27 protein-coding genes are annotated in these 21,253 nt (G+C 63.5%); 13 read left to right on the top strand and 14 right to left on the bottom strand.

Annotated elements, in window-relative coordinates:
• Positions 1-145: 145 nt before the first annotated feature.
• The 4 genes from GJ654_RS19250 to GJ654_RS19235 all read right to left on the bottom strand — a co-directional run bounded on the left by GJ654_RS19250 (position 146) and on the right by GJ654_RS19235 (position 3,849).
• Positions 146-607, bottom strand: a complete 462-nt coding sequence (locus GJ654_RS19250; RefSeq protein ID WP_155447803.1) for a hypothetical protein — start codon at positions 605-607, stop codon at positions 146-148.
• A 228-nt stretch (positions 608-835) separates the two neighbouring features.
• Positions 836-1,372 carry a glycine cleavage system protein R gene (locus GJ654_RS19245; protein WP_155447802.1) on the bottom strand — a complete coding sequence of 179 codons (537 nt, stop codon included), beginning with the start codon at positions 1,370-1,372 and terminating at the stop codon, positions 836-838.
• 105 nt (positions 1,373-1,477) lie between these two features.
• Positions 1,478-3,382 carry a propionyl-CoA synthetase gene (locus GJ654_RS19240; protein ID WP_155447801.1) on the bottom strand — a complete coding sequence of 635 codons (1,905 nt, stop codon included), beginning with the start codon at positions 3,380-3,382 and terminating at the stop codon, positions 1,478-1,480.
• A gap of 278 nt (positions 3,383-3,660) precedes the next feature.
• Positions 3,661-3,849, bottom strand: a complete 189-nt coding sequence (locus tag GJ654_RS19235; protein ID WP_155447800.1) for a YdcH family protein — start codon at positions 3,847-3,849, stop codon at positions 3,661-3,663.
• A gap of 202 nt (positions 3,850-4,051) precedes the next feature.
• Between GJ654_RS19235 and GJ654_RS19230 the strand changes: the two genes are divergently transcribed.
• From GJ654_RS19230 to GJ654_RS19215, 4 genes are all read left to right on the top strand, one after another.
• Positions 4,052-4,270 carry a YdcH family protein gene (locus GJ654_RS19230; RefSeq protein WP_155447807.1) on the top strand — a complete coding sequence of 73 codons (219 nt, stop codon included), beginning with the start codon at positions 4,052-4,054 and terminating at the stop codon, positions 4,268-4,270.
• 106 nt (positions 4,271-4,376) lie between these two features.
• On the top strand, positions 4,377-4,835 hold the full coding sequence (gene purE / locus GJ654_RS19225) for a 5-(carboxyamino)imidazole ribonucleotide mutase (RefSeq protein ID WP_155447806.1): 459 nt from the start codon (positions 4,377-4,379) through the stop codon (positions 4,833-4,835).
• 30 nt (positions 4,836-4,865) lie between these two features.
• A complete protein-coding gene (locus GJ654_RS19220; protein WP_155447799.1) occupies positions 4,866-5,939 on the top strand; it encodes a 5-(carboxyamino)imidazole ribonucleotide synthase in 1,074 nt (357 codons plus the stop codon).
• A 1-nt stretch (position 5,940) separates the two neighbouring features.
• The gene (locus GJ654_RS19215) at positions 5,941-7,092 is read left to right on the top strand and encodes an aminotransferase (protein WP_155447798.1); all 1,152 of its coding nucleotides are present in this window, start codon (positions 5,941-5,943) and stop codon (positions 7,090-7,092) included.
• A gap of 156 nt (positions 7,093-7,248) precedes the next feature.
• On the opposite strand, the gene GJ654_RS19210 is transcribed toward GJ654_RS19215, so the two are convergent.
• From GJ654_RS19210 to sdhC, 4 genes are read right to left on the bottom strand one after another with little or no spacing between them, the layout of a single operon-like run.
• On the bottom strand, positions 7,249-8,028 hold the full coding sequence (locus tag GJ654_RS19210) for a succinate dehydrogenase iron-sulfur subunit (protein WP_155447797.1): 780 nt from the start codon (positions 8,026-8,028) through the stop codon (positions 7,249-7,251).
• A 13-nt stretch (positions 8,029-8,041) separates the two neighbouring features.
• Complete coding sequence (gene sdhA, locus GJ654_RS19205) at positions 8,042-9,874, bottom strand: succinate dehydrogenase flavoprotein subunit (protein ID WP_155447796.1); 1,833 nt, start codon at positions 9,872-9,874, stop codon at positions 8,042-8,044.
• 35 nt (positions 9,875-9,909) lie between these two features.
• The gene (sdhD, locus tag GJ654_RS19200) at positions 9,910-10,305 is read right to left on the bottom strand and encodes a succinate dehydrogenase, hydrophobic membrane anchor protein (RefSeq protein ID WP_155447795.1); all 396 of its coding nucleotides are present in this window, start codon (positions 10,303-10,305) and stop codon (positions 9,910-9,912) included.
• A gap of 9 nt (positions 10,306-10,314) precedes the next feature.
• Complete coding sequence (sdhC, locus tag GJ654_RS19195; RefSeq protein WP_155447794.1) at positions 10,315-10,725, bottom strand: succinate dehydrogenase, cytochrome b556 subunit; 411 nt, start codon at positions 10,723-10,725, stop codon at positions 10,315-10,317.
• Between the two features lie 242 nt (positions 10,726-10,967).
• Here sdhC and GJ654_RS19190 point away from each other — a divergent pair, with 242 nt between their 5' ends.
• The 7 genes from GJ654_RS19190 to GJ654_RS19160 all read left to right on the top strand — a co-directional run bounded on the left by GJ654_RS19190 (position 10,968) and on the right by GJ654_RS19160 (position 16,233).
• The gene (locus GJ654_RS19190) at positions 10,968-11,846 is read left to right on the top strand and encodes an alpha/beta hydrolase family esterase (RefSeq protein ID WP_155447793.1); all 879 of its coding nucleotides are present in this window, start codon (positions 10,968-10,970) and stop codon (positions 11,844-11,846) included.
• 337 nt (positions 11,847-12,183) lie between these two features.
• Positions 12,184-12,480 (top strand): hypothetical protein, encoded by a 297-nt coding sequence (locus GJ654_RS19185; RefSeq protein ID WP_155447792.1) that lies wholly within the window; start codon positions 12,184-12,186, stop codon positions 12,478-12,480.
• Between the two features lie 587 nt (positions 12,481-13,067).
• On the top strand, positions 13,068-13,385 hold the full coding sequence (locus GJ654_RS19180; protein WP_155447805.1) for a HesB/IscA family protein: 318 nt from the start codon (positions 13,068-13,070) through the stop codon (positions 13,383-13,385).
• Entirely contained in the window at positions 13,385-14,554 is a 1,170-nt protein-coding gene (gene nifS, locus GJ654_RS19175; protein WP_155447791.1) for a cysteine desulfurase NifS, read from the top strand. The genes GJ654_RS19180 and nifS overlap by 1 nt, the downstream gene beginning before the upstream one ends.
• A 7-nt stretch (positions 14,555-14,561) precedes the next feature.
• Positions 14,562-15,746 carry a homocitrate synthase gene (nifV, locus tag GJ654_RS19170; protein ID WP_155447790.1) on the top strand — a complete coding sequence of 395 codons (1,185 nt, stop codon included), beginning with the start codon at positions 14,562-14,564 and terminating at the stop codon, positions 15,744-15,746.
• Positions 15,743-15,979, top strand: coding sequence for a hypothetical protein (locus tag GJ654_RS19165; protein ID WP_155447789.1), 237 nt, complete (start codon positions 15,743-15,745; stop codon positions 15,977-15,979). The genes nifV and GJ654_RS19165 overlap by 4 nt, the downstream gene beginning before the upstream one ends.
• A gap of 14 nt (positions 15,980-15,993) precedes the next feature.
• The gene (locus tag GJ654_RS19160) at positions 15,994-16,233 is read left to right on the top strand and encodes a hypothetical protein (RefSeq protein WP_155447788.1); all 240 of its coding nucleotides are present in this window, start codon (positions 15,994-15,996) and stop codon (positions 16,231-16,233) included.
• 131 nt (positions 16,234-16,364) lie between these two features.
• On the opposite strand, the gene GJ654_RS20925 is transcribed toward GJ654_RS19160, so the two are convergent.
• The 6 genes from GJ654_RS20925 to GJ654_RS19135 all read right to left on the bottom strand — a co-directional run bounded on the left by GJ654_RS20925 (position 16,365) and on the right by GJ654_RS19135 (position 19,353).
• Complete coding sequence (locus GJ654_RS20925) at positions 16,365-16,709, bottom strand: copper resistance CopC family protein (protein ID WP_196305624.1); 345 nt, start codon at positions 16,707-16,709, stop codon at positions 16,365-16,367.
• On the bottom strand, positions 16,706-17,665 hold the full coding sequence (locus GJ654_RS20920) for a hypothetical protein (protein WP_196305623.1): 960 nt from the start codon (positions 17,663-17,665) through the stop codon (positions 16,706-16,708). Before GJ654_RS20920 ends, GJ654_RS20925 begins: the two co-directional genes overlap by 4 nt.
• Before the next feature lie 66 nt (positions 17,666-17,731).
• Complete coding sequence (locus GJ654_RS19150; RefSeq protein WP_155447787.1) at positions 17,732-18,124, bottom strand: group II truncated hemoglobin; 393 nt, start codon at positions 18,122-18,124, stop codon at positions 17,732-17,734.
• A 148-nt stretch (positions 18,125-18,272) separates the two neighbouring features.
• Entirely contained in the window at positions 18,273-18,647 is a 375-nt protein-coding gene (locus tag GJ654_RS19145; protein WP_155447786.1) for a group II truncated hemoglobin, read from the bottom strand.
• Positions 18,644-18,910, bottom strand: a complete 267-nt coding sequence (locus GJ654_RS19140) for a DUF6156 family protein (protein WP_155447785.1) — start codon at positions 18,908-18,910, stop codon at positions 18,644-18,646. Before GJ654_RS19140 ends, GJ654_RS19145 begins: the two co-directional genes overlap by 4 nt.
• Before the next feature lie 2 nt (positions 18,911-18,912).
• Entirely contained in the window at positions 18,913-19,353 is a 441-nt protein-coding gene (locus GJ654_RS19135; RefSeq protein ID WP_155447784.1) for a Rieske (2Fe-2S) protein, read from the bottom strand.
• Between the two features lie 149 nt (positions 19,354-19,502).
• Here GJ654_RS19135 and GJ654_RS19130 point away from each other — a divergent pair, with 149 nt between their 5' ends.
• Both GJ654_RS19130 and GJ654_RS19125 read left to right on the top strand, forming a co-directional pair.
• Positions 19,503-19,928, top strand: a complete 426-nt coding sequence (locus tag GJ654_RS19130) for a SufE family protein (protein ID WP_155447783.1) — start codon at positions 19,503-19,505, stop codon at positions 19,926-19,928.
• 148 nt (positions 19,929-20,076) lie between these two features.
• Positions 20,077-21,246: a DUF6161 domain-containing protein gene (locus tag GJ654_RS19125; protein ID WP_155447782.1), complete on the top strand. Its 1,170-nt coding sequence runs from the start codon at positions 20,077-20,079 to the stop codon at positions 21,244-21,246.
• Positions 21,247-21,253: the final 7 nt, after the last annotated feature.

The raw sequence follows: 21,253 nt of genomic DNA, 5'->3' as shown, positions 1-21,253 counted from the left end.
GTTCGCCTGTTGAATCAAACAAAAGCCGATTCGGGAATCCGCCGCCGAGTCAGTCTCTCGGAGACTTGGTATCAGCCCTCATCCTGAGGAGCGCCTGAAAGGCGCGTCTAGAAGGACGAGGGCGGTCCAAGGCTTTTTCAGCCGCTCAGGCCCTGCCGGCCTGGGGCCGGCGCGCCTCGATTTCGGCGCCCATGGCGCGCACCAGACAGGCGCGGGCGAAAGCGAGCAGTTCGTCCGGGCAGGTTTCGAGATTTTCGAGGACCTGCATCAGCAGGCGGAATTGCGCGGTGGTGAGGTCCGCGCCTTCGCCGCCGAGATAGTCGATCAGCCAGTGCGCCTGCTCCAGGCTTGGGGTCCGGCCGGCGAAATCCTGGAGATACCAGCCGCCGACTTTTTCCGCGAAGAACCTGCCCCAATCGGGACAGGCGGGCAGGCGCGCGCGCGCCAGCGCGCCGAGCGCGTCGATCTCGCTGTCGGTCAGGGCGCTGTCCAGTTTGGGCAGATTGGAGAGCATGCCGACGTCGTCGGCCAGGATTTGGCCGCGCCGGGAGATGGCCGCACAAATCTGCGGCGCGAGGTCGAGAGCAATGAGCGTGCCGGAGGTCATGGTCTATCCTTCCCATCGATGGAAGGACGTTAGGCGGCGGCGCTGTCCAAAGGATTAACGATGATTATGCTTGAGGACATCTTGGATTTTATGCCTAACAGACAGTAAACCCACACCCACGCCCCAAAAAATGTTTGCGCCCACAATAAAGTAGCCCTCATGGTGAGGAGGAGGCGGAGCCTCCGTCTCGAACCACGAGGGCGGGCCACGGCTTTTTCAGCGCCCCCTTCACACGTGAACCGCCTCGGCGGCTTCGTCCAGCGTGAGATCGACCATCAACTCGCCGGCGATGTCTTCGAGCGCCTGGCACAGGTTGACCAAGCTGAGCCCCTCGGGCAGCAGCAGCCGCGCGCGGGCCTTGAACATGGCTTCGCCCGAAAAGGCGCCGCTCGCCAGCTCGCTCTCCAGTTCGATGATGCTGACATGCGCCTCGGCGAGCACATGGGAGATGTCGCGGATGATGCCGGGCCGGTCGAGGCCGATGGTTTCGAGCCGCACCGTGCGCCCGACCACCGGGGGATGGGCGTCGGAGCGCTGCACGATGATGCGCAACCCCTGGGAATCCAGCGCGCGCAGGGAGGCGATCAGCGCGTCGGCTTTTTCGGCGTCGATGGCGACCAGCACCATGCCGGCGAACTGGCCGGAGAGGCTGGCCATGCGGGTGTCGAGCCAATTGCCGCCGCCGTCGGCGATGGTGTCGGAAACCGCGCGCACCAGGCCGGGACGGTCCGGGCCGATCGCGGTCAGAACGAGGTGAATTTGCATGGGCGCGCTCCTGTTGGGGCGCGAAGATAGCGCGCGACGGCGGTCAGGCCAATTTCATAATTAAAAACAGCGCGCGGCCTTTTGACCGCGCGCCGCCCTTTTGAATTACACCCCCTTGTTTTCCAGCGCCGCCATGATCTCGTCCATGATGGCGGGATCGTCGATGGTGGCGGGCATGGTCCAGGGATCGTGGTCGGCGATCTTCTTCATCGTGCCGCGCAGGATTTTGCCCGAACGCGTCTTCGGCAGGCGGTTCACGGTGATGGCGATCTTGAAGGCGGCGACGGGGCCGATCTTGTCGCGCACCAGTTTTACTATCTCCTGCTCGATGTCCATCGGCGAGCGGGAGACGCCCGATTTCAGCACGATGAAGCCGCAGGGCTGCTCGCCCTTGAGTTCATCCTTGACGCCGATCACCGCGCATTCCGCGACATCCGGATGCGAGGCCAAAACTTCCTCCATGCCGCCGGTCGAGAGGCGGTGGCCGGCGACGTTGATGATGTCGTCGGTGCGGCCCATGATGTAGAGATAGCCCTCCTCGTCAATAAATCCGGCGTCCGCGGTCTTGTAGAAGCCGGGGAAGTCGGTGAGGTAGCTTTCCTTCATCCGCTCGTCCTGCTGCCACAGGGTCGGCAGGTTGCCGGGAGGCAGCGGCAGTTTCACGACAATGGAGCCCATCTTGCCGGCGGGCACGGGATGACAGGCCTCGTCGACGATCTGCACGTCATAGCCGGGCATGGCGACGGTCGGCGAGCCATGCTTGACCGGCAGCGCGCCGAGGCCGATGGGGTTGCCGGCGATGGCCCAGCCGGTTTCGGTCTGCCACCAGTGGTCGATGACGGGAACGCCAAGGATTTGCTCGGCCCAGGCCACCGTATCGGGGTCGGCGCGCTCGCCGGCCAAAAACAGGGTGCGCAGGCTTTTCTTCACATTGTAGCGCTTGAGGTGTTCGGCGTTCGGGTCCTCCTTGCGCACGGCGCGGAAGGCCGTGGGCGCGGTGAACAGCGCGGCGATGTTATATTCCTCGATCATGCGCCAGAACGCGCCGGCGTCGGGCGTGCCGATCGGCTTGCCCTCATAGACGACGGTCGTCGCGCCATAGAGCAGCTGGGCGTAGATGATGTAGGAGTGGCCGACCACCCAACCGACGTCGGAAGCCGCCCAAAAGACCTCGCCCGGCTCGATGCCGTAGAGGTTTTTCATCGTCCACATCATGGCGACGGCGTGACCGCCGTTGTCGCGCACCACGCCCTTGGGAATGCCGGTGGTGCCGGAGGTGTAGAGGATGTAAAGTGGGTCGGTCGCCTTCATTTCCACGGGCGCGACGGTGCGGCGCTCCGCCATGGCGGCGACGACGAGATCGGCCCAGTTGAAATCGCGGCCGGGGATCATATCGGCCACGGCCTGCGGGCGCTGCAGCAACAAAACCTTTTCCGGCTTGACGGCGGCGAGGCTGATGGCCTCGTCGAGCAGCGGCTTGTACTTCACCACCCGGTTCGGCTCGATGCCGCAGGAGGCGGTGAGGATCACCTTGGGTTCGGAATCGTTGATGCGGGTCGCGAGCTCCTTGGCCGCGAAACCGCCGAACACGACCGAGTGAATGGCGCCGATACGGGCGCAGGCGAGCACGCCGATCACCGCTTCGGGGATCATCGGCATATAGGCCAGCACGCGGTCGCCCTTGCCGACGCCGAAATCCTTCAGAACCGCGGCGACCGCGTTCACCTCGGCCAGCAGTTCGGCGTAGGTGTAGGTGCGCTTGATGCCGGTGACGGGGCTGTCATAGATCAGCGCCGCCTGCTCGGCGCGGCCGTTGTTCACATGGCGGTCGATGGCGTTGTAGCAGGTGTTGAGCGTGCCGTCCGGAAACCAGCGGCCGTAAACCCCAGCGTTCGGATCGAACACCGTCTGCGGCGCCTTGATCCAGTCCACCGCCTTGGCGGCTTCGCCCCAGAATTCGAACGGCTTGTCTTTCCAGTGGGCATAGACGTCGTGATATTGGCTCGCCATGGGCTCCCTCCCCGTGTTTTTTGGCCGAACGTGTCGCGCGGAAAGTGCGACGCCGCGCCGCGGAAGTCCAGAACGGCCCCCGCTCAACCTTAGGCTAATGGCGGGCGGGTCGAGAGCCCAGGCCGTCATGCCCGGGCGCTCCGCCGGGACATCGCTTCAACAGGTGAAGGACGGAACGAACGCGGCCCGCAAAGCGAAAAGCCGCCGCACGCGGCGGTGTGCGTCCAAATGAAAATCCCCGCCGGAGAGGCGGGGATTTCAGTTGCCGACAACGGAGTTCAATGGACCGTGGCGTCGACCTTTTCACCTTTTAGGCGGGCTATTTCGTCCTTGAGTTGAAGCTTGCGTCGCTTGAGTTCGTGCAATTTAAGATCGTCCGTTCCGGGGAGCGTCTCTTCCTTCTCGATTTCCCGTTGCAGCGCCTGATGCCGGCGCTCGAGTTCGGCGAGATGGGCTTGCATGGACATGCACAACTCCTGTCGATGTTTTGACGACTGAATCATGACACGCCTGTCACCGACTGCAAGTGGTAATTCGCAGCATGGCTCAAGCTATTGGGATGAGCTTGAGCGCGACGCCAAGGCCGCATCATTGATCTTGCCCTTGACGGCGCATGCGCCCATAATCCGCGCCGCAAGGCGGTGGATGGAACGGGCGGCAGATCGGTCGATGACCAAAGACATGAGTGACGAAGAGCAGGCCGAATTCATTGCCGAACTGGAGCGATTGCGGGAAGAACACCGCGATCTCGACGCCGCCATCGAGGCGTTGACCGCCGTTGGCGCCTACGACAGGTTGCAATTGCAACGTTTGAAAAAGCGCAAGCTGGCCCTTCGCGACCGCATCAGCTTCCTTGAAGACGCGCTGACGCCGGATATTATCGCCTAAAACTCATATTTCGCTTTGCCTTCGCGGCGCGGCGCTATAGGAGGACGGCTTCGCTTTTCCGGAACGATTTCCCGTGTCGAATTCCCAACCCCCCGTCGCCATCATCATGGGCAGCCAGTCCGATTGGTCGACCATGCGTCATGCCGCGGAAACCCTCGAAGAGCTCGGCGTTGCCTCGGACGCGCGCATCGTCTCGGCGCATCGCACGCCCGACCGTCTCGTGGCCTTCGCCAAGGGGGCGCGAGACGCCGGCTTCAAGGTGATCATCGCCGGGGCCGGCGGCGCCGCGCATCTGCCGGGCATGACCGCGGCCATGACCTCCCTGCCCGTTTTGGGCGTCCCCGTCGAATCCAAGGCGCTTTCGGGCAAGGACTCGCTGTTGTCCATCGTGCAGATGCCCGCCGGCATCCCCGTGGGCACGCTGGCGATCGGCAAGGCCGGGGCGATCAACGCCGCCCTGCTCGCCGCCTCCATATTGGCGCTGGCCGACCCGGCGCTGGAAAAACGGCTCGACGCTTTTCGCGAGCGCCAGACGGAAAAGGTTGCGGAGCGGCCGCATGACTGAACGGGCGTCGGCCCCCGCGGAGCGCCTCCAATGACCAAGGACAGGGCGCTTGCGCCCGGCGCGAGGATCGGCATCATCGGCGGCGGCCAGCTCGGCCGGATGCTGGCGCTGGCCGCCGCGCGCCTCGGCCTGTCCTGTCACATTTTTTCGCCCGGCGAGGGCGAGCCGGCGTTTGAAGTCGCCGCCCAATTCACCATCGCGCCCTATGACGACGAGCCCGCACTTGCCCGCTTCGCCGCGAGCGTCGACGTCATCACCTACGAATTCGAAAACATTCCCGCCGCGACGGCGGAATTCCTGCAAAAACTGAAGCCGGTGCGCCCCTCGCCGCGCGTGCTGGCGCTGACCCAGGACCGACTGGTCGAAAAGGATTTTATTTCAAAACTCGGCATCGGCGTCGCGCCCTATGCGCAGGTCGACGACGCCGGCGCGCTCGCCCGCGCCGTCGGCCGCATCGGCCGCCCGTCGATCCTGAAGACGCGCCGCTTCGGCTATGACGGCAAGGGCCAGACCACGATCAAGGAGGGCGCGGACCTCGCCGTCGCCTTCCGCTCGCTCGGCAATCAGCCCTCGATCCTCGAAGGTTTTGTCCCCTTCGCCATGGAAGTCTCGGTGGTGGCGGCGCGCGGTCTCGACGGCGAATTTTTGGCCTGGGACGTCGGCGAAAACGTCCATGACAACCACATCCTCGACACGACGACGGTGCCCGCGCGCATGTCGCCCGACCTGCTCCGCCGCGCGGCGGAAAAAGCGCAAAAAATCGCGGAAGCCCTCGACTACGTCGGCGTCCTCGCGGTCGAGATGTTTCTGGTCGGCCAGACCCTTGTCGTCAACGAAATCGCGCCGCGCGTGCACAATTCCGGCCACTGGACCCTCGACGGTTCGGTGACCTCGCAATTCGAGCAGCACATCCGCGCCGTCTGCGGCTTTCCGCTGGGATCAACGCGCGCCCACGGCCCCGTGGTGATGCGCAACCTGATCGGCGACGACATCAACGATTGGCGGGAATTGCTGCGCCAGCCCGGCGCCTGCCTGCATCTCTACGGCAAGAGCGAAGCGCGCCCCGGCAGAAAAATGGGCCATGTCACCTTCCTGAAAGCCTGACATGGCCAACGCCACTTTTTCCCAGGTCCAAACCTCGATCTTCGAGATCATGTCGACGCTGGCGCGGGAAAAAGGAGCGGAAAACCTCGGTCAGGGTTTTCCGGAAGGGCTGGAGCCCCCCGAACTGATCGAGGCGGCGATCAAGGCCCTGCGCGACGGACCGCACCAATACCCGCCGATGATGGGCTTGCCGGCGCTGCGACAAGCGGTGGCCGACAACGCCTGCCGTTTTTTCGGCCTCGACGCCGAAGCCGAGAACGTGATGATCACCTCCGGCGCGACCGAAGCGCTGTCGGATTGTTTTCTCGCCCTGCTCAATCCCGGCGACGAAGTCATCGTGTTCGAGCCGGTTTACGATTCCTACGCGCCGATTATCCGGCGCGGCGGCGCGGTCCCGGTCGCGGTCAAACTGACCCCGCCCGACTGGCGCCTGCCCTTCGAGCAGGTTTCGAAAGCGATCACACCGCGCACCCGCGCGCTGGTCGTCAACACGCCGATGAACCCCATCGGCAAAGTTTTCGACGATTCAGAACTCCGCTTCCTCGCCGATCTCATGCTCAAGCACGACCTGCTCGCCATTTGCGACGAGGTCTACGAGCATCTGGTTTTTGAAGGCGAACACAAAAGCCTGTTCAGCTTCCCCGACGTGCGCGACCGCGTCGCCCGCATCGGTTCGGCGGGCAAGAGCTTTTCCGTCACCGGCTGGAAAGTCGGCTATGTCATGGCGGACGCCAAACTGCTCGGCCCCATCGCCCGCGCCCACCAGTTCGTCACTTTTACCACCGCCCCGGCCCTGCAAGCAGCGGTGGCGGCGGGGCTGAACATGTCGCAAACCTATTTTGACGGCCTGAAGCAGGCGCTGCGAACACGCCGCGATTTTTTGACCGAAGGCTTGAACCAACTCGGCTTCACCGTCCGCCCCGCGCAAGCCACCTATTTCGCCGTGGCCGATGTCACCGCCTTCGACGAAAACGGCGACGATCTCGCCTTCTGCCGCCGCATGGTGGAGGAAGCCGGGGTGGCCGCCATTCCGCTGTCGGCCTTTTACGAAAACCGCGACCTCAGCGGCCACATCCGTTTCTGTTTCGCCAAGCAGCAGGACACGCTTGCGCGCGCGCTGCAAAAACTCTCGCGCTGGCGCAACGCTCAATAAAAAAGGCGCGCCCAAGCGGACGCGCCTGATTGGCGTTATTCCCCAACTGGGGCGCGCCGCCCCCTCGCCCCGCGAGCGGGGAGAGGGTTGGGGTGAGGGGGACTCGCAGCATTGAACTCAATGGTTCAGCGAGCGTCGCCTGTGATACGCCCCGCCTTACGCCTGCCGCGCGATCATCAAATTCTTGATCTGCGCGATGGCCTTGGCCGGGTTCAACGCCTTCGGGCAGGCGCGAGCGCAGTTCATGATGGTGTGGCAGCGATAGAGCCGGAACGGGTCTTCGAGATCGTCGAGGCGTTCGCCCGTGCCTTCGTCGCGCGAATCGATCAGCCAGCGATAGGCCTGCAACAAAGCGGAGGGCCCGAGATAGCGGTCGCCGTTCCACCAATAGGACGGGCACGACGTCGAGCAGCACGCGCACAAAATGCACTCGTAGAGCCCGTCGAGCTTGGCGCGGTCCTCAGGCGATTGCAGCCATTCCTTTTCCGGCGCCGGCGTCTCGGTTTTCAGCCAGGGCTCGATCGAGGCGTGCTGCGCATAGAAATGCGTGAGGTCCGGCACCAGATCCTTGACCACCGGCATATGCGGCAGCGGGAAAATTTTCACCGGCCACTTCACGTCGTCGATGGCTTTTGTACACGCCAAGGTGTTCTGGCCGTCGATGTTCATGGCGCAGGAGCCGCAAATGCCTTCGCGGCAGGAGCGGCGCAGCGTCAGCGTCGGATCGATCTTGTTCTTGATGTAGAGCAGCGCATCGAGAACCATCGGGCCGCAATCGTCGCGATCGACAAAATAGGTGTCGATTTGCGGATTGAGACCGTCGTCCGGATTCCAGCGGTAGATGCGAAATTCGGTGAGGAATTTCGCGTCGGCCGGCGCGGGCCAGACTTTTCCGGGTCCATAGACCGAGTTTTTCGGCAGGGCGAGTTCGACCATTGTAAATCCTCGATCAGTACACGCGAGCCTTGGGCTCGATATACGAAACCTCGTCGGTCATGGTGTAGCTGTGGACCGGGCGGTAATCGATCGACACTTTTTTCGCGGTGTCGTCGATGGTCGCCAGCGTGTGCTTCATCCAGTTCACGTCGTCGCGTTCCGAAAAATCCTCGCGGGCATGGGCGCCGCGCGATTCCTTGCGGTTTTCCGCGCCGACCATGGTGACCACCGCCTGGACGATGAGATTGTCGAATTCCAAGGTTTCGATCAGGTCGGAGTTCCACACCAGCGAGCGGTCGGTCACCTTCAGATCGTCGCGGCCGCCCCACACCTCGTGGATCAGCTTGACGCCTTCCTGCAAAACCTCGCCGGTGCGGTACACCGCGCAATTGTTCTGCATCACCTTCTGCATGTTCAGGCGCAGGTCGGCGGTGGGCGTGCCGCCCTTGGCGTTGCGGTAATGGTCGAGGCGCGACAGCGCCAGATCGGCCGAATTTTCCGGCAGTTCCGGCTGCTTGGCGCCGGCCTTGACCAGCTCGGCGGCGCGCAGTCCGGCGGCGCGGCCGAACACGACGAGATCGATCAGCGAGTTCGAGCCGAGGCGGTTGGCGCCATGGACGGACACGCAGGCGGCTTCGCCGAGCGCCATCAGGCCGGGCACGACCACATCGGGGTCATCGCCCCGCTTGGTGAGCACTTCGCCGTGATAATTGGTCTGGATGCCGCCCATATTGTAGTGGACGGTCGGCAGCACCGGGATCGGCTCGCGGGTCACATCGACGCCGGCGAAAATTTTCGCGCTTTCCGAAATGCCGGGCAGGCGCTCGTGCAGGATCGCGGGATCGAGGTGATCGAGGTGCAGATAGATATGATCCGCGCCCTTGCCGACGCCCCGGCCCTCGCGGATTTCCATGGTCATGGCGCGCGACACCATGTCGCGCGGCGCGAGATCCTTCACGGACGGCGCATAGCGCTCCATGAAGCGCTCGCCCTTGGCGTTGGTGAGATAGCCGCCCTCGCCGCGCGCGCCCTCGGTGATCAGGCAGCCCGCGCCATAGATGCCGGTCGGGTGGAACTGCACGAATTCCAGATCCTGGATCGGCAGGCCGGCGCGCAGAATCATGCCGCCGCCGTCGCCGGTGCAGGTATGCGCCGAGGTCGCGGAGAAATACGCGCGTCCGTAACCACCGGTCGCCAGAATGACCAGTTGCGAGCGGAAGCGATGGATGGTGCCGTCGTCCATCTTCAAACAGACCACGCCGCGGCACTGGCCCTGCGCGTCCATGATCAGGTCGATCGCAAAATATTCGATGAAGAACTCGGTCTCGTTCTTCAGCGCCTGCCCATAGAGGGTGTGCAGCATCGCATGGCCGGTGCGGTCGGCGGCGGCGCAGGTGCGCTGCGCCGGCGGGCCCCGGCCGTAATCGGTGGTCATGCCGCCGAACGGACGCTGGTAAATCTTGCCTTCCGAGGTGCGCGAGAACGGCACGCCCCAATGCTCCAGCTCATAGACGGCCTGGGGCGCGTTGCGGCACAGATATTCGATGGCGTCCTGGTCTCCGAGCCAGTCGGAGCCCTTGACGGTGTCGTACATGTGCCATTTCCAATTGTCCGGCCCCATATTGGCCAGCGAGGCGGCGACGCCGCCCTGCGCCGCCACCGTATGGGAGCGGGTCGGAAACACTTTTGAAATGCACGCGGTGCGCAAGCCCGCTTGGGAGCAGCCGACAGTGGCGCGCAAGCCGGCGCCGCCGGCGCCGACCACCACCACGTCAAACGTGTGGTCGACGATGGGGTAAGCCTTGCCGCCGAGGGCCGGGTTCGCCGGCGCGTCAGAAGAAGCCATGGTTCAAGCCTTTAAATTCGGAAGCGACAGGCGCGTTACTGGATGAAGCTGAGGCGCAGCACCGAATAGGTGCAGACAAATCCCACGCCGGTCGCGAAGCACAGGTTCGCCATCAGCGCCAGTTCGCGCATGTGCTGGTGGCGGACGTAATCGACGATCACCGAGCGCATGCCCACCGCCATGTGCCAGATGCTGGCGAGGACGAACACGATCATGACCATCGCAGGGATCGGGGCGCCAAGCAGGGCGCGCGCCGCCGCGAGATCGGACTTGGACAGCATCGCCACGATCACGACGAAGCCGACGGTCAGCGGCAGCAGCGCGAACGAGGTGAAGCGGATTTCCCAGAGGTCCCGTGTTCCGGCCCTGGCGGTGCCAAGGTGTTTGACGCGGGCGCGGGGGGTTTGCAGGTTGGGGTCGGCCTTGGGCATGTCAAAACCTCAGAGCAGGTAGGCGCCGGCCCAGGCCAGCGCGGTGAGGACGACGGCGCCGATCAGCGAGCCCCAGGCCAGCAGGTTGCGGCTGACGGGATCGAAACCGCGCGCGGCCTCCCAGACGGCATGGCGCAGGCCGCCGCAGACATGCAGCATCAGCGCGAACGTGTAGCCGAACAGGATGGCCAGGCCGAGCGGCGAGCCGAAGAAGCTGGAGACCTGCGCGAAGGCGACGCCGCCGCTGGCCGCCGTGAACAGATAGACGGTGAGCAGCAGCGTGCCAGCGTAGAGGGCGACGCCGGTCACGCGATGGAGGATCGACATCGCCATGGTCGCCGACCAGCGGTAGATCTGGACGTGCGGCGAAAGCGGACGGCGCTGCTCGATCGGCAGCGGGCTGGTTTTGGCCTCGGCCATGGGACGCCTTTCTGTTGGACCGCGGAGCCGGGTGCGACTTTTGGGCGCGGCGCCGGCCTTGAAGTTGAAGTTTCGATAATGGAAAGCCGCCGCCTGTGCAATGCAATGCAAGTCAGCCCTTAGACTGACAAAAGGCTTGCGAACGCCCGAACGGAACGGCATGGATCATGGCTGATTTTCGGGGTTCGCCATGTTTTCGCCCCGGCGCGACGGCAAACTCGACGCGATTTGGAGATGAGCGCTTGATTTCGACATACCTGTTCCGCGCCGGGCGCGCGGCTACCGCGTTAAGCCTCGCCCTCTTCCTGCTGGACGCGGCGCCGGCGGAAGCCGCGGCGCGGCTCACCCTCTCCTCCGGCGGCGTTTCGCGGGCCGCCGTGATCGTCGAACGCGAGCGCCTGAAATTGCGGCGCCGCCCGCTGATCATCGTGCTGCAGCGCTCCGGCGGCGTGGTCACGCGCGGCCGGCGTCACCACGGCCTCGAACAATTCGCCGGCGCCAAGCCGATCTTCGTCTATCCCGAGGCGCTCGGCGGCCGCTGGCCGGTGGCGGCGGGAGCGGAGGCCGATCGCGAGCTGGCCTTTCTGCGCGCGCTCACCGATCACCTGATCAACCAGGGCCGGGCCGACCCCCGGCGCATCTTCGTCGTTGGAACGGGCTCCGGCGGTCCCCTGGCGTTTCGCGCGGCCTGCGCGGGCGTGGGCCGAAATGTCGCCGGCCTCGCCACCATCGCCTCGGCCATGCCGCAGGACCTCACCGCCTGCGAACCCGCCGCGCCGCTCGCCTATATCGCGGTCAACAGCGCGCAGGACGCCAAAATCCCCTTCGCCGGCGGCAAGGCGACGGCGGGCGACGCGGTTTTCGACGCCCTCGGCGCCGAACAGAGCCTGCAAACGTTTGCACGGATCAACGGCTGCGGCGCCCGGCGCGACGTCAAGGATCCCCGGACGCGCGGCTTGATCGTCACCTTCGCCGGCTGCAAGGCCCCGACGGAATTGATCCGCCTGGACCCGAGCAATCACCACCTGCCCGGTCGCGCGCCGGACAGCGGCGAAACCGCCGCCGACTATTTCGACGCCAACCGCGCCGTCTGGGAATTTTTACAGCACAGCGGCGCGTAACCCTCCTCCTTTAGTACAGGCGCACACGCCTCCTTCTTTAGGAGGAGTTTTGAGCGGCTTTCACGGCGAAACCCGTTTCGCAATGCGCGAGGAACAGGCCGGCGCGCCAAGCACATAGCCCGTTTCAGCGCTTCGCAACCGCGCCGCGCTCCCGCCTTTTCGGCAGGTGAGCGACAGGGCTTGCGCTCGCGGCGCGTTTGATCTAGATCAACGGGCGACTTTGATGCAGATCAAAGGTCGCCGCGAGACTCGAACGCTTGCGCATTCGATTCAGAGGGTTGGCGCGGTTTGTCCACCGCCGCGTCAACCCGGTCGGCACACCAAAAACGAGGATGCCATGACCCTGAACATCGATATCGCCAGCCCCTTCGATTTCGTCGAAGCCCAGACCGTTTCCAAATCCGCCGTCTCGACAGCCGCCGTTGCCACCACCTCCGTCTCCACCCCCGCCGTCGTGTCCGAGCCGGCCAACACCGAGCGCCGCGACGCCGTCCTGTTCTTCATCGGCTTTTTCGCCCTGCTCGGCGTCACGCTGCTCACCGCCGCGACCGTCGGCCTCGCCGGCGTCGGCATGATCGCCATCGGCCAAGCCGCCGCGATGATTGTCATCTGCCTCCTCTTGACTGCCGGCTGACCTCCTCCCCGGCCTAATGAGAAGCCCCGCGGACTCTTGGTCCGCGGGGCTTTTTTGCGTCAGAACGGAGTGAAGCAGAGCGGGACGTTTCAGGACTGCGGGCGCGCTGGTCGGCTCCGGGCCGGTCGCCTGCCGTTCATCAGCCGCTTGGGCGCGCGGCATCCAAAGCCAGGAGAAATGGCGGAAAGCTCTTTCATCGCCAGCACAACATATTTGCGCCCCTCCGCTTTGGCGATCCTTGGATTTCCATGCAAGTCGAGTTCGGAAAGGGCGACGATAAGATTGACCATTGCACGGTCGATGGCGTCGTCTTTCTCATTGGGCATGGTACACCACGAAACAAGAAGGCCCGCCCATACGCGGGGGGCGATGGAGCGGGCCAAGGCTGCGACGGCTGTGACCTGATCGCAACTTCAAATTACAACTCACAACTTTTGGTTGCCACCAACTCGCAGGTTGTGCGCGCGCAGGTCTTCCGGATTTTTTCCACCTCGACGGGCGTTCACCAAACGAGTTCCAGCGTCGCAAACGCGACACGGACGCTGGCGCCGTCCTTGCTCCACACCGGTCAAATGTGGAGTCCCGCGATGATCCAACTGACGCCCAGCGCCGTTTCCGCCGCCAAAACAATCGTCGGAACCGCCAAGACGCCCGCTTCAGGGTTGCGCATCATGGTCGAGGCCGGCGGCTGCTCCGGCTTCATGTACAAGATGGAGCTGGCCTGCGAACAGGAGGGCGACGCGGTCGTCGACGCCGACGGCGTGAAAATATTCATCGACGACATGTCGCAGCCGATGGTGGCGGGCATGGTCGTCGATTACGCCAGTTCGCTCGAACATTCCGGCTTCGTCTTCAACAACCCCAACGCGACGGCGTCCTGCGGCTGCGGCAAGAGTTTTGCCTGATGGCGCCTGCCTATCTCGACAACAACGCGACCACGCGGGTCGCGCCGGACGTGGTGGCGGCCATGCTGCCGTTCTTCACCGAAAATTTTGGCAACGCCTCGTCCACGCACGACTATGGCGCGGCCGTCGCCCCCGCCCTGAAGGCGGCGCGGCAGTCCGTGCAAGCGCTGATCGGCGCCGAATTCGATCATGAGCTGATCTTCACCAGCGGCGGCACCGAATCCGACGCCACCGCGCTGCTGTCGGCTCTGGAAACGCAGGCCCCGCGCAACGAAATCGTCACCAGCGCGGTCGAGCATCCCGCCGTCCTGAACTTTTGCCAGCACCTGGAAAAAACCGGGCGCGCAAAAGTCCACATCATCCCGGTCGACGAGGCCGGCGATCTCGATCTCGACGCCTACAAACAAGCGCTGTCGGACAAGACGGCGGTGGTCTCGATCATGTGGGCCAACAACGAGACCGGCAAAATCTTCCCGGTGCCAAAACTGGCGGCGCTGGCGCATGAAGCGGGCGCGCTGTTCCACAGCGACGCCGTGCAGGCCGCCGGCAAGCTGGCGCTCGACGCCAAGGACACGGCGGTCGACATGCTGTCGCTCTCCGGTCACAAATTGCACGGCCCCAAGGGGATCGGCGCGCTCTATGTGAAAAAGGGGACAAAATTCTCGCCCCTGTTCCGTGGCGGCAAGCAGGAGCGCGGCCGCCGCGCCGGCACCGAGAACGCCCCCGGCATCGTCGGCCTCGGCGTCGCGGCAAAGCTCGCGCAGCAAACCGACCTCGCCCGCATCGCCGCCCTGCGCGACCGTCTCGAACAGGGCCTGCTCGCCGCCATTCCGCAGGCGCGGGTGAACGGCGCCGGCGAGCGCCTGCCCAACACGCTCAACATCGCCTTCGCCTGCGCCGACAGCGAGGCGCTGCTGCACAAGCTCGACAAGGCGGGCGTGGCCGCCTCCTCGGGCTCCGCCTGCGCCTCCGGGACGATGGAGCCGAGCCATGTGCTGCGCGCCATGCGCGTCCCGCCGCTCTCTCTGCAAGGCGCCCTGCGCTTTTCGCTGTCGCACGAAACCACCGAGGCCGAGATCGACCTCGTGTTGCAAAACCTTCCCGAAATCGTCGCCTCGGTGCGCGAGAAATCGCCGCTGTGGGGCGAAATGCTCAAAAAGACCGCGTGAGACTGCCATGCTCAAGACCGGCTCGCACATCCAGATCAACGACACCACGCTTCGCGACGGCGAACAGGCGCCGGGCGTCGTCTTCACCCTCGCCGAAAAGGTCGCCATCGCCCGCGAATTGGCCGGCGCCGGCGTTGACGAAATCGAGGCGGGCACGCCCGCTATGGGCGACGAGGAGGTCGAGGGCATCGCCGCCATCGTCGCGGAACGGCTGACCCCGCGCGTCACCGCCTGGTGCCGGCTGAGCGAAACGGACGTCGACGCCGCGCTTCGTGCGGGCGTCAAGCACGTCAACATTTCCGCGCCGATGTCGCGCTTGCAGATGCGGGTCAAGCTCAAGGCCGAACCGGATGAAGTGGCGGCCCGCGTCACCCGCGTCATCGGCTACGCCCGCGACAAGGGCCTTGAGGTTGCGCTCGGCGGCGAGGATTCCTCCCGCGCCGACCTGCGCGACATCGGCCTGATCGCCGGCGCGGCGGCGAAACTCGGCGTGTTCCGCTTCCGCTTCGCCGACACCCTCGGTTTGCTCGATCCGTTCTCGACCTACGAATACATCAAGCGCCTGCGCGACGAGACGGATTTGCCGATCGAATTCCACGGCCACAACGATCTCGGCCTCGCCACCGCCAACACGCTCGCCGCGATCCGCGCCGGGGCGAGCGCGGCCAGCGTCACGGTTTTGGGCCTGGGCGAGCGCGCCGGCAATGCGCCGCTGGAGGAAATCGCCGTCGCCCTGCCCCGCACCGCCGACGCCCGCACCGGCGTCGACCCGACCAAACTGATGCGCCTCTGCGATCTCGTCGCCAAGGCGTCGCGGGACTCGATCCCCCGCGCCAAGCCGATCGTCGGCGCCGACATTTTTACGCATGAATCCGGCATCCACGTCGCCGGCCTCCTCACCGACGTGCGCACCTACCAGGGCCTCGACCCCGCGCTGCTCGGGCGCCGCCACAAGGTGGTGATCGGCAAGCATTCGGGCCTCGCCGCCGTGCGCTCGGTCTGCGCCGCCGTCGGCCTCGACCTCGACGGCCCCGTCGCCGCCCGCGTTCTGGCGCGCGTGAAAGCCATCGCCAAGACCACCAAAACCCTTGTGCCCGACGCTCGGGTGCGGCAGGTCGCACGCCAGGAACTCGACGGGGCCGAGCCCCGGGACATGGCCCCCGCCCGAGCGGAACTAAGGCTGCATCCATGAGCGGTTTTTTTGTCGACTGGAACGGGGACTTGCGTACGACCGACGATCCCGGCGGCGGTTACAGTTGCGAGGTGGATTTGCCGGTGCGCTATGTCGCGGTGAAAAACAAGAACGGCGTCACCATCCACGAAGCCACCCTCTACCGGAACCAGGCCGACCTCGACAAAGCCAGGATCAAGGCCGTACTGGTTCCCGGCTCAAAATCCTGGGGCAGCCCCAAGGAAGGCTTTTAGTTTAGGAGGTCCGCTTGGTTCCGATCACCGTTCTCGTCGATGAAAAACCGAAATGCGTGGTCCGTCCCAACGATCTGAAACATTTGCAGCGTTTCTTGCGCACGGGAAAACCGTGGCTGCTGGCGGGCGCGCCGGAGGGAAAACTCACCCATCGCGAAGCTGATGAAGCCGAGCGCGCGGTCTTTGAAAACGCGCGCGGCCTGCATTGCATCGCCGGCGGCGAAGACGAGGATTTTTTCGGCGCGCCGCTGTAACCGGATCATACGGTTTCCGCAAGATCGCTTCGCGATCCGCGAAAACGAAATCGCGCGGAAATCCTCCAAGCGAAGGGCGGATTTCCGCGCGAGCGGAATACGATTTCCGAACTGATCGTTCGGAAATCGTATCAGGGGGCGACACGGAAGAAGAAACGTCCCTGGGTCTCGTCGCCATCGTCGGCCTTCGCCCACCAGCGCACGGTATAGTCCCCCGCCCCCAGCCGCCTGACTTTGAGCAGCGCGCGCGAAGACTCCTTTTCGACCTTCAACCCGCCGACATCGACGCGCGCGCCCGCGGCGTCGCGGACTTCGCCGGAGGCGCCCTCGGGCGCCTCGGAAAAATTCAGCACGACGCTGTCAGGCGCGGCGGCGACGGTGGAGCCGACGCGCGGCTCGGCGCGGTCGAGTTCAACGGCGGCCGAGGCCGACGCCGGGAGAAAAGCCAGCGCCGCCAACAATCTTGCGGCGCTCATCGCGCGCCTCCAGACCCGATCATGGGCGGCCCCCCGGCGAACAGCGGCCGCGACAGCTCTGGCGGCAGGATTTCGTCGAGCGCGAGATGCAGTTGCGCGCGCACGCCGACATCCCGGCCGCTCAAGCGGTTGATCGGAATCATCGCCTCGACGCCGAATTGCCAGGCTGTGTCGGTATAGATCACGCCGGGGTTCACGGTCCCGACCGTGGCGCGGCCCGAGGTGAAGGTGTTGGCGACCGGCGTCTCGAGCGCCAGTTCGACCAGGGGAACCAGCCTGTTCACGAATCTGGGCAGGTCGAGGTCGACGACGTGCTGGCGCAGATAGGGCATCGAATATTGAAGGGACAGGCCGGTGCTCAGAACCTGAGGATTGCGTTCGACCTCGAACGCGGGCCCCATCGTGCTGGCGCGCGCGGGGATGGAATAGCCGATGTCGCCGGTCAGGGCGAAGGGACGCAGCAGGTTGAGCGAGAACGGCAGATCGCCAAAACCTTTGCCGAACGCCAGACCCGCCGTGTAGATGTGATAGGTGGGCGCGCCAAGGGCCAAAGCGCCGGTGTTTCCCCATTCGACGGAAAACATGGCCGACGCCATGAACTCCTGCTCGGGCAGGGTGACGAACTGGTATTTGACGCCGGTTTCGATCGCGCCGGGACCGAAGGTGGCGCCCTGAGGCGTCCCCAGCCAGCCCCAATGGCGACCGACCTCGATCGCCAGATTTTCGAACACGCGCTTGGAGTAATGGCCTCCGATGTCGAATCCCTGGTCGGCCGGGAGATCGCCTGTGCTGGAGGCGGCGAAATCCGGCAAAGCCAAGGCTTCGTGAACGCAGGGCTCCTCAACGGCGAGCGTGGCCGGAAAGGAGCGTGCGCCAGCGAGACAATGGGCTTCGGCAAGCGCCGGGGCGAAGGCGCAAAGCGCGAAAGTTACGGTGACGGCGCAAGGATATCGCATCGGGCCTCCGGATGAACTGCTATGTTATAACATAACAGCCCTTGCGCCTGTCAACGGCCAAGCCGGCTATTTGGTGTTGCGCATCATGTCGGCGAGCGACCTGATCTTCGCGTGCAATTGTTCGCGGTCGTCGGCGTCGGCGACATGCTCCGTCAGCGCCAGATCCATGCATTCCATCCAGACGTCGGCGGCGTAATTGTCGATGGGAAACGCCTGGTGGCGCTTGAGCATCGGCGGGTGGCCCTTTTCCGACGAATAGAGATCGGGTCCGCCGGTCTGTTCCGTCAGATATTTCTTCAGCACGCTCTTCATGGCGATGAGGCCGTCGCCATGCATCGCGCGAATGGTCTGCGCCTGCGGCAACAGGCTCATCTGCCGATAAAAGCTATCGACCACTTTATTGATCGTCTCGGCGCCGCCGATGCGCTCAAACATGTTGCCCGCAGCCGACTCACTCATGACATCCAAACTCCATCAAGGCCGGATCTTCGTCCGGCAAAAAGGTTTCGGCGCGACGCAGGCGCCCTTTCCAATCGTAGACGCGCGTCAGCGCGATGTCACCATGAACCCTCTCGACGAACCCTCTCGACGCGCGACGGCAGCCCGTTCACTCCGTATTGCGCATCCAGTCGGCGAGCTTTTTCATGTTGTCGCGCAAGCTTTCGCGCGCTTCCGCATCGGTGATGTGCTCCGCCAAAGCCTGGTCCATGCAGGCCATCCAGGCGTCGCGGGCGGCGTTGTCGATGGCGAAGCCCAGGTGACGCTGGCGCATGCGCGGGGGGCCCTTGACCGGCGAATAGAGCGCGGGGCCGCCGGTCCATTCGCTCAGATAGCGTTTCAACACCACTTTCACGCCGACGAGATTGTCGGCGTGCATGGCGCGAATCGTCCGCGCCTGCGGCAATTCGTCCATGGCGCGGTAAAAACTCTCGACCACGCGGTCGATCGTCACCGCGCCGCCAATGCGCTCATAAATGCTCATGCCGGGAAATCCAGCACCATCGGGTCCTCGTCGGGCAGCGCGATCTCGGCGCGGCTCAGCGCGCCCTCCGCGTCATAGGTGTAAACGTGGGTCAGCTCGATGTCGCCATAGACAAGCTTTTCGAACCGCAGCAACCGGCCGTCTCCATCGTAATCGGCGCGGATGTAGGTGTTGCGGTTGGAGAGCGCCTCCGGCTCGATCTCATTGACCATGCGCAGCGGCAATTTGATGCCGCTGGTGGACAGAAAATAGCGTGTCGTCATGCTCAACCCGGCGGAACCGTAATGTCCATGGTGTCGTCGTCGTCCCAGGCGCGGTCGTCCTCCACCAGCGTGACGCCATGGATGCAAACGTCGCCGGTGACCACGGCCACGCCGATTTTTTGCAGGTGCGCGCCCTCGCAGGGGCCGGAAACGCAGGTTCCGTTTTCCAGGTCGAACCGCGAACCGTGCCGGCCGCAACGCAGCGCGCCGGTTTCGTCGAAAAATGTTCCCGAACCGACGTTCAGCCACACGCCCTGGTGCGGGCAGGCGTTGCGATAGGCGAAATGGTCGCCCCTGGCGTTGCGGGCGATGACGATGCGAAACGGCTTTTGGCCCTCGCCGTCGGGTTCGGCGAGGTCGAAGGCGCGCGCGCCGCCGCGCGGAATCTCCTCGACCTCGCAAATGGCGAAATATTCGCGCGGGCTTTCCGCACTGACGCTCATGACGGTCTCATCTGATTGTTAACCGCACGAAATCAATTCGTGTGGCGCACGAATTTTGCAAGAACCACGCCAGTGTCGCTTGGGAAGGGTCAACAAAGGGCTTGTCGGACATGCGACAAAGGGCGAAATAGAGGTCGAAAGGTTTGGGCATGACACTCGACGAAATCATCGAAAGCTTTGAGTTCCTGGACGACTGGGACGACCGCTACCGCTATCTGATCGAGCTCGGCCGCAGCCTCGACCCGCTGCCGGAGGAGGCCCACACCGACGAGAACAAGGTGCGGGGCTGCGCCAGCCAGGTCTGGTTGCAGACCAGCGTCGCGCGCAACGCCGACGGCGTTCCGGTCCTGAACTTTTTGGGGGACAGCGACGCCCATATCGTGCGCGGCCTGGTGGCGCTGACGCTGGCGTTCTTCTCGGGACATACGGCGAAGGAAATCATCGACGCCGACGCGCCGGCTTTGTTCAAGCGATTAGGTTTTGAGCAGCACCTGACGCCGCAGCGCTCCAACGGCCTGCGCTCCATGGTCGAGCGCATCAAGCGCGACGCGGCGGCGGCGCTCGCGGCGGCGTAGAAGGCTTATCAATGCAGTTCCCACCGCTCGCACCATAGAGTGACCGCCGACAGACAAACGACCGACGTTTCGCCTGGACAAGACCCATCAGTGAGACGGCGGTCGGCATGTGGCAGCCACATAAAAATATTGCTTTGGAAACAAAAAAATGAATGAAATCGACGAATTGGCTGGCATTTTGGCTGAGCGATCCACGACCTTTTCCAAGGACAGAGGTGCGGATGCCAGAGAGCTCGCGACAGCCCAACGCGATCGTTGGGCGGGCGTTTTGACGAACTTGGCGCGCCATGTCAGCTGGCCTCGCTGCGACATTCCTGCGGTAAGGCAAGCTCTAGAAACTCTTGCAAAAACAGTAACATCTGGATCAGAATTTTGCGATGTAACCCAAGATAATTCAGAATATGTAGTGACGTCCAGCCTTTCAATATTAAGCCCACAGAAATACAAATTCATAACAGACTTTATGCTTAACAATCCGCTGGACACACTAGGCGGAATTATTGCGGAGAACGGACCCGCATTTGTGCAGATGGAAATATCCCAAAAAACGAACTACGACGAGATAAAAATCCTATTTGAGCCAATCGCTTCTTTTTTCGCTACTATCCACGCCGTTCGCATGAGCCAAGCTCGCGAACGCCAAATGCTTCAAAAGACCTTAAGTGAAACTCTTTCACGAGCCGAACTTAGCCAAGCTGCTATAAACGCGGCTATCGACGACGCCGCCAATGAGTTACTGAAGGCACAGGAACTAATTAAAGTTTCCGAGAAAAATATTGACGAATTTATCGAGACAAGCACTCAGAAGGTCATAGCTATTAAAGCTCTTGCTCACGAAAGTTCTTCGCTCGAGAGCGCAGCAAATATTTGGAAATCTAAGGTAATAAAACATTACTTTGTTTTCATTTTGGGGATAATTGCGCTCAGTGTACTGTCCGTCGGGTTCGCCTGGGCTGTATTGTGGAATATTGACGCCATTATTTCCCATTTACCAAAGAAAACAGACGGGGATATTCCGTATGGGGCATTAGCAATAATGATAATCCCACTGCTCGCATGCTTGTGGGTTCTAAGAATTGCAGGTCTTTGGATAACAAACGCGCAAACTCTCGCTGAGGACAGCGAACAGAGACGAGCCATGTTAGACACATATTTCGCCCTTGTAGCTGATGAGAATGCGAAGATGGAGCAAAGCGACCGTATTCTGATTTTGAACGCCATCTTCAGACCATTGCCAGGGCACCAAACGGAAGATGTTGCTCCTCCGTCGTTGCTTGATCTCGCGTCGGACGCGATGGGCGGCAAAAGAAAAACATGACTGCTTG

The sequence above is a fragment of the Rhodoblastus acidophilus genome, from assembly GCF_009720655.1.
In the GTDB taxonomy this organism is placed as follows: domain Bacteria; phylum Pseudomonadota; class Alphaproteobacteria; order Rhizobiales; family Beijerinckiaceae; genus Rhodoblastus; species Rhodoblastus acidophilus_A.
This window is presented reverse-complemented; position numbering and strand designations above follow the sequence as displayed.